This is a genomic window from Corallococcus exercitus, assembly GCF_003611585.1.
In the GTDB taxonomy this organism is placed as follows: Bacteria; Myxococcota; Myxococcia; order Myxococcales; family Myxococcaceae; genus Corallococcus; species Corallococcus exercitus.
Map to the genome: position 1 here is coordinate 1 of NZ_RAVW01000385.1, position 9,470 is coordinate 9,470.

Genomic DNA, 9,470 nt, shown 5'->3' on the forward strand with positions numbered 1-9,470 from the left:
GGGGAGGGTGGGATTCTAGACAGCTCCCGCGTCCTGCACAGGGCAACGCACTGCGCCGTCCTCTTGGAAGCACGGGGTGGGAGGGTCCCCTTCAACGGGGAGTCCTGGTTCGTGGGGGAGGGCAGGACTAGCTTGCCCGCGCTTCCTCCCCAACCCCGAGGTCCCCCGATGACGTTGAAGACCCGACTGCTGGTCGTCTCCACGGCCGGCCTGTTCGCCGCCGCGCCCGCCGTGGCCAAGCCGCTGGATGGCGCCAGCACCGACGTGATGATCCAGGGCTTCCACTGGAACTCCGCCAGCGCGGGCGGTTGGTGGAACACGGTGAAGAACAACGCGGCCACGCTGAAGGCCGCGGGCTTCACGATGATCTGGCTGCCGCCGCCCTCCGACGCGGCGTCCACGCAGGGCTACCTGCCCCGGCAGCTCAACGTGCTCAACTCCAGCTACGGCACGGAGGCGGAGCTCACCGCCGCGCTGGCCGCGCTCAACGCGCAGGGTGTGAAGCCCATCGCGGACATCGTGGTGAACCACCGCGTGGGCACCACCAACTGGGCGGACTTCACCAACCCCACCTGGAGCGGCTGCAGCGCGGTGGCCAAGGGCGACGAGTGGGCGAGCGCCTGCGGCAACCCCGACAGCGGCGAGGGCTACGCCGCGGCGCGCGACCTGGACCACTCGCAGGCGAACGTCCGCGCGGACCTGAAGACGTGGATGAACACGCGCCTGAAGGGCGTGGGCTTCGCGGGCTGGCGCTTCGACTTCGTGAAGGGCTTCGCGGGCAGCTACGTGAAGGAGTACGTGACGGACACCGCGCCGTGGTTCTGCGTCGGTGAGTTCTGGCCCACCAATTACTTCGACGCGAACAACCCCAACGACTGGAAGCAGCAGATCACCAACTGGGTGGACGCGACCACGGGCAGCTGCGCCGCGTTCGACTTCGCCACCAAGGGCCTGCTCAACGACGTGCTCACCAACAACAACTACGCGCGCCTGAAGGCGGCCGACGGCAAGCCCGCGGGCGGCATCGGCTGGTGGCCCAGCCGCCACGTCACCTTCGTGGACAACCACGACACCGGCCCCAGCGAGACGTGCGGCAACGGGCAGAACCACTGGCCGGTGCCGTGCGCCAAGGTGATGCAGGGCTACGCCTACGTGCTGACCCACCCGGGCATCCCCACCGTCTACTGGGCGCACTACTTCAACTGGGGCCTGGGCAGCTCCATCAAGACGCTGATGGACATCCGCAAGAACGCGGGCCTGAACTCCGACTCCACCGTCAGCATCCAGCGCGCGGAGAGCGGCCTGTACGCGGCCATCATCGGCGGCAAGGTGGCCATGAAGATCGGCAGCGGCGCCTGGAGCCCCGGTACCGGCTGGACGCAGGCCGCCTCCGGCACCGACTACACCGTGTGGACCTCCAATGGCACCACGACGCCCACCACCGCCAACGTGGAGTTCGTGTGCAACAACGGCACGACCGTGATGGGCCAGAACGTCTACGTGGCCGGCAGCATCGCGGCGCTCGACAACTGGAGCCCCACCACCACGAAGCTTCTGAGCCCCACCGCGTACCCCACCTGGCGCGGCACCTTCGCGCTGCCCGCGAACACCACCGTGCAGTGGAAGTGCCTCAAGCGCGACGGCAGCGGCAACGTCGTGTGGCAGGGCGGTAGCAACAACACCGTCACCACCCCGGCCGCCGGCGGCAGCATCACCGCCACCGCCAGCTTCTAAGACACCGAGACAGGCGCCCCTGTTGCATGTCTCACCGGGGGCGCCTGTGTTTCATCTGTTGCTTGAGTTCCCGTCTTCAAGCTGTCACAGGGGCCGCCTCACTCCCCTGGGCGGACGTCTCGCCCTCCCTGAATGAAGGCGGAAGCGATGAAGCGTGGAACGGCAGTGCGAAGCGCGATGCTGTGGATGTCCGCGGTGGGCCTCCTGGGCGCCTGTGGTGGCCAGCCGGAGCAGGCCCCGGCGGACGGCGAGACGGTGACGACGGCGGCGCAGTCGCTGGTGTCGCCTCCGTCCACGCTGTCTGGGGGCTTCATGAACTACCTGGGCACGCTCTCCGTGGGCGGCGCGGTGTCGTCGAACACCGGCACGACGGCGGCCTACGAGGGCTTCAAGCTCACCGTCGCGGCGCACACGCAGGTGGCGCTGGAGGTGACGCACCTGGGCACCGGCGTGGGCGTGGACACCGGCCTGTTCGTGTACGGCCCCAAGGACGCGAACGGCAGCTACGGCACGCGCGTGCTCTTCCAGGACGACGACTCCGGCTACGGCGAGCTGAGCAAGATTCCCCTCGCGACGTTGGACGACGCCGGCGAGTACCTGGTGGTGGTGGGCTGGAGCAACGGCCTGGGCAAGCAGTACCGCCTCCAGGCCTCCTGCGTGGGCGGCGCGTGCGTGCCGAACCCCGCGTCCGCGCCGGCCAATGCGCCGGTGACGCTGGCGCAGTTCGCCATCGAGCCGAACCTCCAGGCGCTGCTCGACACGGGCAACGCGTACCGCGAGGACGCCTTCTCCTTCCTGGACCGGTATGACTTCGCGTGGCCGTACGCCACGCCCGCGTCGCTGGACGCGGCGGCCGCGGCGGTGCTGGCCCGGAGCGAGTACAGCGGCTACCGCAACGACCCGACCCCGGACACGTACACCTATGCGGCGTTCCAGTCGCAGATGTACTGGCAGTACCAGCCGCTGCACCCGGCCATCCTCGCGGCCTACGGCGACAGCGGTGAGAACGTGCAGGTGAAGAGCTACTTCCGTGAGTTCAGCACCGGCCCCAACGGCGACAACTGGCGCACGCTCAACATCATCCTGTTCCCCGTCTCCCGCCACGTCATCGTGTACGAGCAGACCGCCCACGAAATCTGACGCGCGGGCAGTCCTCCGAAAACACCACCGCCCTCCTCTTCGCGTGCTGGAAGGGGAGGGCGGTCTGTTTTTCAGCGCTGCACTTCGAGGCGTCAGCTCACGGCGAGTGGGCCGGGGCCGGCTCGTGCGGCGTGGGCGTCTCCTCCTCACCGCTGGACCGCGTCGCGTTGCCACGCACCTTCTGCATGAGGACGTAGAGGCCCGGGATGAAGATGAGGTTGACGATGGTGGACACCAGCATGCCGCCGAACACCGCGGTGCCCAGCGAGTTGCGCGCCGCCGCGCCCGCGCCGGACGCCGTCATCAGCGGCACCACGCCCAGGAGGAACGCGATGGACGTCATCAGGATGGGGCGCAGCCGCACTTCCGCGGCCGTCACCACCGCCTCCAGCGCGCTCTTGCCCTGCTCGCGCAGCTGCTCCGCGAACTCCACGATGAGGATGGCGTTCTTGGAGGACAGGCCCACCAGCATCACCAGGCCCACCTGGCAGAACACGTCGTTGGCAAAGCCGCGCGCCACCTGCAACCCGAGGGCGCCCATGATGGCCAGCGGCACCGACAGGATGATGACGAACGGGAGGCTGAAGCTCTCGTACTGCGCCGCCAGCACCAGGAACACGAAGAGGATGCCGAGCGCGAAGATGATCATCGTCTGCCCGCCGGACTCCTTCTGCTCCAGGCTGATGCCCGTCCACTCGGCGGACATGCCCTGGGGCATCGCCTGGGCGGCCACGGCTTCCATCGCCTCCAGCGCCTGGCCGGACGACACGCCGGGGGCACCCTGGCCGTTGATCTCCACGGAGCGGAACAGGTTGTAGTGCTTGATGACCTGCGCGGAGACGATGGGCGTCACCTTCACCAGCGACTCCAGCGGAATCATGTCGCCGGCCTCCGTGCGCGCGTAGAACGAGCCGATGTCCTGGGGGCTGTCGCGGAACTGCTGCTCGGCCTGGACGTACACGCGGTAGGTGCGGCTGGCGTAGTTGAAGTCGTTGACGTACTGGCTGCCCATGTAAAGCTGCATCACGCCGAAGACCTGTTCAATCGGCACGCCCAGCGCCTTGGCCTTCTGGCGGTCCACCTCCACGTCCAGGATGGGCGTGTTGGCGTTGAACGGGGTGTAGACGCCGCGCAGGCGGCCTTCCTCGTTGCCCTTCTGCACGATCTCCTGCGTGGCGTTGGCCAGGTCCTCCAGCGAGTGGGTGCCGGCGACGTCCTCCACGATGAACTGGAAGCCGCCCACGCTGCCCACGCCGCGGATGGCCGGGGGCTGGAAGGGAATCACGCGCGCGCTGCCAATCTTGCCCAGCGGCCCGCGCAGGCGCTCCACCATCGCGGCCACGGACTGCTCCTTGCCCAGGCGCTGCTCCCACGGTTTGAGGGCCGTGAAGACGGTGGCGTAGTTGGAGCCGTTGCCGCTGGGGGAGAAGCCTCCGATGGCGAACGTCACCGCCACCTCCGGCTGGGCGTTGAGCACCGCCTCCACCTCCCGGAGCACCTTCTCCGTCTGGGTGAGGGACATGCCCTCCGGCCCCTGCACGGAGATGATGACGTAGCCCTGGTCCTCGTCCGGGATGAAGCCCGTGGGCGCCGAGCGGAAGAGCATCACCGTGGCGCCGATGCAGGCGAGGAACGCCACCAGCACGATGAGGGGGTGCACCAGCAGCTTGCGCAGGCCCTTGCCGTAGGTGTCTCGCGTCCAGTCCAGCACCTGGTCCACCTTGCGGAAGAACACCCACTTGGGGCCGTGGTGGTGCTTGAGCAGCCGCGCGGACAGGGCGGGCGTGAGCGTCAGCGCGCAGAAGGTGGACAGGGCCACCGACGCGGCGATGGTGAGCGCGAACTGCCGGTAGATGGAGCCCGTGGTGCCCGGGAAGAGGGCCACCGGGATGAACACCGCCACCAGCACCACGGAGATGGCCACCACCGCGCCGGCCACCTCCTTCATGCCCTCGCGCGCCGCCTGGAGCGGCTTGAGCCCGCGCTCCGCCATCAGGCGCTCGATGTTCTCGATGACCACGATGGCGTCGTCCACGACGAGGCCCGTGGCCAAGGTCAGGCCGAAGAGGGTGAGGGTGTTGATGGAGAAGCCCATCAGGTAGACGAACGCGAACGTGCCGACCAGCGACACCGGCAGGGTGAGCGCGGTGATCAGCACGCTGCGCCACCCGTGCAGGAACAGGAAGATGACGAGGATGACGAGCGCGATGGCTTCAATCAGCGTGTGGATCACCTCGTTGACGGAGGCGCGCACCGCGAGCGTGGTGTCCGTGCCCACGCGGTACTCCAGGCCCGGCGGGAAGGCCTGCGACAGGCGATCCAGTTCCTTGACGACGCCGTCGCGCACGTCCAGCGCGTTGGCGGTGGGCAGCTGGAAGATGGCCAGACCCACGCCGGTGCGGCCGTTGAAGCGCAAGAGGGTGCCGTAGTTCTCCGCGCCCAGCTCCACGCGGCCCACGTCCTTCACCGTGACGGCGCGGCCGTCGTTGTTGCGCATGAGGACGATGTCGCCGAACTCCTCCGGCTCCACCAGGCGGCCCCGGGCGCGCACGGCGATCTGGTACGGCTGCTCGTCGCTGGACGGCGGCTGGCCCACCTGGCCCGCGGCCACCTGGAGGTTCTGCTCCTGGAGGGCGCGCACCACGTCCTGCGGCGTCATGTTGCGCCGCGCGAGCTCCGAGGGGTCCAACCACAGGCGCATGGAGAACTTGCGCTCACCGAAGATGCGCACCTCGCCCACGCCGCGGACGCGCTTGATGGCGTCCTTGAGGTTCACGTCCGCGTAGTTGGAGAGGAACTTCGCGTCGTAGCGGTTGTCCGGGGAGGACAGGCCCACCGTCAGCAGCATCTGGCTGGAGGCCTTGTTCACCACGATGCCCGTCTGGTTCACCTGCGCGGGCAGGCGGGCCGCGGCGCGGCTGACGCGGTTCTGCACGTCCACCGCCGCCACCTCGATGTTGCGCGTGGGGGCGAAGGTGACGGTGATGGTGCTGGTGCCGTCGTTGCTGCTGGTGGAGGTGATGTAGCGCATGTCCTCCACGCCGTTGAGCTCCTGCTCCAACGGGATGGTGACGGCGGACTCCACCACCTCGGCGCTCGCGCCGACGTAGGTGCTGGTGACGGTGACTTGCGGCGGCGCCAGGTCCGGATACTGCGCGATGGGCAGCGTCGGGATGGCGATGACGCCCACCAGCGTCAGGATGATGGAGCAGACGATGGCGAAGACAGGCCTGCGGATGAAGAAGTCGACGAACACGGTGTGGCGCCTCTCTTGGAATCGCCTGCTAGCGGCTGCCGCCGGTGGTGCCGCCACCACCGGATGCCGTGCGGGGGCGCTGGGCGTTCGTGGGGACCTCGTCGGCCCGCGCGTTGCCCCGCGGCTGGGGGGATTCGTCGTTCTTCAGGGTGACCTGCTTGGGGATGACGGGCATGCCGTCGCGGAGCATGTGCAGCGACGACACCGCGACGAGGTCGCCCTGCTTCAGGCCGCCCTCGACGACGTAGGACATGTCGCCCAGCGTGCCCAGGGCCACCGGGCGGCGCTCCACCACCGTCTTGCCGTCCTTCTTCTCCACCACCATGGCGAAGGGCTGGCCGCTCTGGCGCACCACCGCGAGCGCCGGAATCTGGAGCGCGTCCCGCGTGGAGTACACCAGCCGCGCCCGCAGCAGCTCACTGGGGCGCAGCCCCACGGTGTTGCGGAAGGCGGCCTTCACCTCCACCAGCTGCGTGCGCGGATCCGTCTGCGGCGCCACGTAGAAGACGGTGCTGGTGAGGATGACCTTGCCCTGCTGATCCAACAGCTCCAGCTGGGTGTCCGGCTTGAGCGACCGCGCGCGGAATGCCGGCACCGACACGCTGACCTCCAGCGCGTCCGCCTGGGCCACCGTCGTGAGCGTCGTGGTGGCGCTCACGAAGTCACCCACGCGCACCAGCACGTCGCCCATGGTGCCCGCGAACGGCGCGCGCACCACGTGGAACTGCAGCTGCACCTGGCGCTGCGCCACCGTCGCGCCCGCCGCGCGCGACGCGGCCTCCGCCGCCTTCACCGCCGCCTGGGCGCGCTCCAGCTCCTGCACGCTGGCGAGGCCCTCGCGGTTGAGGGACTCCGTGCGCGCCAGGGTGCGCCGCGCCAGCTCCAGCTCCACCGTGGAGGAGCTCTGCTGGGCCTGCGCGCTGTCCAGCGCCGCGGTCTCCTCGCGCGCGTCCACCTCGATGAGCGGCGTGCCGGCCTCCACCTTCTGGCCGGGCTTCACCAGAATCTTGCGCACGTAGCCGTTCACCTGCGGCAGCACCGTCACGCTCTGCCGCGACAGCAGCGAGCCCAGGTACTCCCCGGTGTCCCGCACCTCGTGCGGCGCCAGCGCCACCACCTGCACCTCGCGCGGCGGCGGGGGGGCCTTCGCCTCCGGCTTGCCCGAGCACCCGGCCACGCCAGCCACCAGCGCCGCGCCCAACACCGTCTTCGTCATCAGCGCCTTCAGGGGGCGTACCCTCGTCACCAGTCGCACCGGGCCTCCGTCAGGAACGCGTCCAGGCGGGCCTGGACGAGCTCGAATTCCCTCAAAATCAAAGCGAGCTGGGCCTGGCGGAGGGCGGATCCGCTCTGCACCAGCTCCAAGCTGCTACCTCGTCCCACCTCGAAGGCCCGGCGGGTGAGCCGGTCCGTCCGGTCCGCCAGCTCCAGGGACTCGGCCGCGGTCTTCAACAGCGCCTCGGCCACTTCCACTCCACGCCGCGCGCGGGAAACCTCCACGCTCACGTTGCGGCGGTTGGCCTCCAGCGTCTGGGCCGCCTGTTGTTCAATGCCCTCGCGCTCGCGCACCAGGCCCCCGCGCTGACCGCCCTCCCACAGCGGGACGGACAGCACCGCGGACACGTTCCAGGTGGCGAAGCGGCCAAAGCCGGGGTCGGTGGTGAAGCCCAGGAGGGTGGTGCTCAGTCCCAGGGTGGGCAGGTAGCCGGCGGACGCCTGGCGACGGCTTTCCCGGGCCGCGTCCACGTTGGCCCTCTGGGCGACCAGGTCCGACCGCGCGCTCAGGTCCTGCAAGGGCGCGCATTCCTGGCGCGTCTGCTCCACCAGCCCCGCGAGGTTGAAGTCCGGGGTGACGCCCACGCCGTGGTCCTCGCCCAGGGACAGGCCCAGCGACTCGCGCGTCCGCCGGAGCTGTTCGTCCCCGGCCACCAGCGACTGCCGGGCCACCGCGACGTCCTGGCTCACCCGCACCACGTCCAGCTGCGTGCCGGCGCCCAGCTCGAAGGAGCGCTGGGTGAGGGCCTGACGCTCCAGCGCCTGTCGCAGGCCCACGCGGTTGATCTCCGCGGCGCGCTCGGCGGCCACCGTGGCCACCAGCACCTGCGCCAGCCCCTGGGTGAGGCGGCGCTGCACGTCCTGGAGGTTGGCCACCGACGCCGCCTCCGTCGCCTTCGCGGACGACAGGCCCCGCCACGCGCTGATGTCGATGATGGACTGGGTGAGGGACGCGGACAGCGTGCCCAGGGGCGCGCTGGGGACCTTGACCCCGGGGGGGGCGCTGGTGCCGCCGCCCACCACGCCGCCGCCCGCGGCGGAGGGGACATCCGGGTGGAGCACGTCCACGCCCAGGCCCGCGGTGGCCCGCGCGTTGGGCAAGAGCAGCCCCAGCGACTGGCGCCACCGGCCCTGCGCCCGCGTCACGCCGGCTTCCGCGCTGCGCAGGTCCGTGGACCGCTGGCGCACCCGGGTGAGGGCCTCGTCCCACGTCTTCACCTGCTCCGGCGCGGGCGGGACGGGCGTGAGCATCGGGTCGTCCACCTTCGGCTGGAAGGGGACGGGTGCCGGAGTGGAGACGGCGGCGCCGGCTTCAGGCGTGGCCGGCTGTTGCTGCGGAGCCGGAGAGGCCGGGGGGGCGGAAGAAGGGGCCTGCGGCGCTGCGGCGAGGAGGAGGACGAGGAGGGCGCTGGGGGTGGCCATACTCTGGAGCGGCAGGTCTTTCCGGCAGGAGCGAGTGGTCGTACCCACCCCGGGAGCCCTGCGCGCGGTCAAGATGTAATTGACAACCGTTGTGGAATGCAATCATCTCTTACGCCCATGACCCTCGCTGAGCAAGTGGCATCGACGCGACGCGCAGTGGTCCGGCTGCTCACCCAGAAAGTTGGTGAGCAAACGGACCGGCCGCTGATGCAACTGCTCGTGCTGAAGAACATTGGCCTCCACGGCATCCACAGTCAGACGGCCATCGCGGAGCGATTGCTCATCGACGCGCCGGCCGTGAGCCGGCTGGTGGATCGCCTGGAGGAGGATGGGCTGGTGGAGCGCCGTGCGGGGGAGAACCGCCGCTGCGTGCGCCTGGAGATCACCGAAGCGGGGCGCCAGGAGCTGAAGGCCCTGGAGCAGGCCGCGGAATGGGTGGACACCCAGGCGCGCACGTACCTGGCGCCGCCGGAGATTGAAGAGCTGTCGCGCCTGCTGGACAAGCTCCAGACAGGGCTTTTCCAGCTGGTGGCCGAGCCCGCCGCGGCCCCGCGCAAGGACGACCCGTCCCCCGCGCCGCTCCCCCGCAACGACAACGGGTGACGACGGGAGGGGAGGCCGGGCACGTCATGCCCGTCCTGCC

6 protein-coding genes are annotated in these 9,470 nt (G+C 69.9%); 3 read left to right on the top strand and 3 right to left on the bottom strand.

What is annotated here, in order from left to right; genetic code table 11:
* The first annotated feature begins 168 nt into the window (after positions 1 to 168).
* Complete coding sequence (locus tag D7W79_RS33010) at positions 169 to 1,734, top strand: glucan 1,4-alpha-maltotetraohydrolase domain-containing protein (RefSeq protein WP_120529332.1); 1,566 nt, start codon at positions 169 to 171, stop codon at positions 1,732 to 1,734.
* 147 nt (positions 1,735 to 1,881) lie between these two features.
* Positions 1,882 to 2,874: a hypothetical protein gene (locus D7W79_RS33015; protein ID WP_120529333.1), complete on the top strand. Its 993-nt coding sequence runs from the start codon at positions 1,882 to 1,884 to the stop codon at positions 2,872 to 2,874.
* A gap of 97 nt (positions 2,875 to 2,971) precedes the next feature.
* Here D7W79_RS33015 and D7W79_RS33020 read toward each other — a convergent pair whose 3' ends face one another.
* From D7W79_RS33020 to D7W79_RS33030, 3 genes are read right to left on the bottom strand one after another with little or no spacing between them, the layout of a single operon-like run.
* Positions 2,972 to 6,130, bottom strand: coding sequence for an efflux RND transporter permease subunit (locus D7W79_RS33020; RefSeq protein ID WP_120529334.1), 3,159 nt, complete (start codon positions 6,128 to 6,130; stop codon positions 2,972 to 2,974).
* Positions 6,131 to 6,158: 28 nt separating this feature from the next.
* A complete protein-coding gene (locus tag D7W79_RS33025; RefSeq protein ID WP_120529335.1) occupies positions 6,159 to 7,346 on the bottom strand; it encodes an efflux RND transporter periplasmic adaptor subunit in 1,188 nt (395 codons plus the stop codon).
* 26 nt (positions 7,347 to 7,372) lie between these two features.
* Entirely contained in the window at positions 7,373 to 8,827 is a 1,455-nt protein-coding gene (locus D7W79_RS33030) for a TolC family protein (protein WP_167497770.1), read from the bottom strand.
* Between the two features lie 207 nt (positions 8,828 to 9,034).
* Between D7W79_RS33030 and D7W79_RS33035 the strand changes: the two genes are divergently transcribed.
* Positions 9,035 to 9,430: a MarR family winged helix-turn-helix transcriptional regulator gene (locus D7W79_RS33035; protein ID WP_244222102.1), complete on the top strand. Its 396-nt coding sequence runs from the start codon at positions 9,035 to 9,037 to the stop codon at positions 9,428 to 9,430.
* Positions 9,431 to 9,470: the final 40 nt, after the last annotated feature.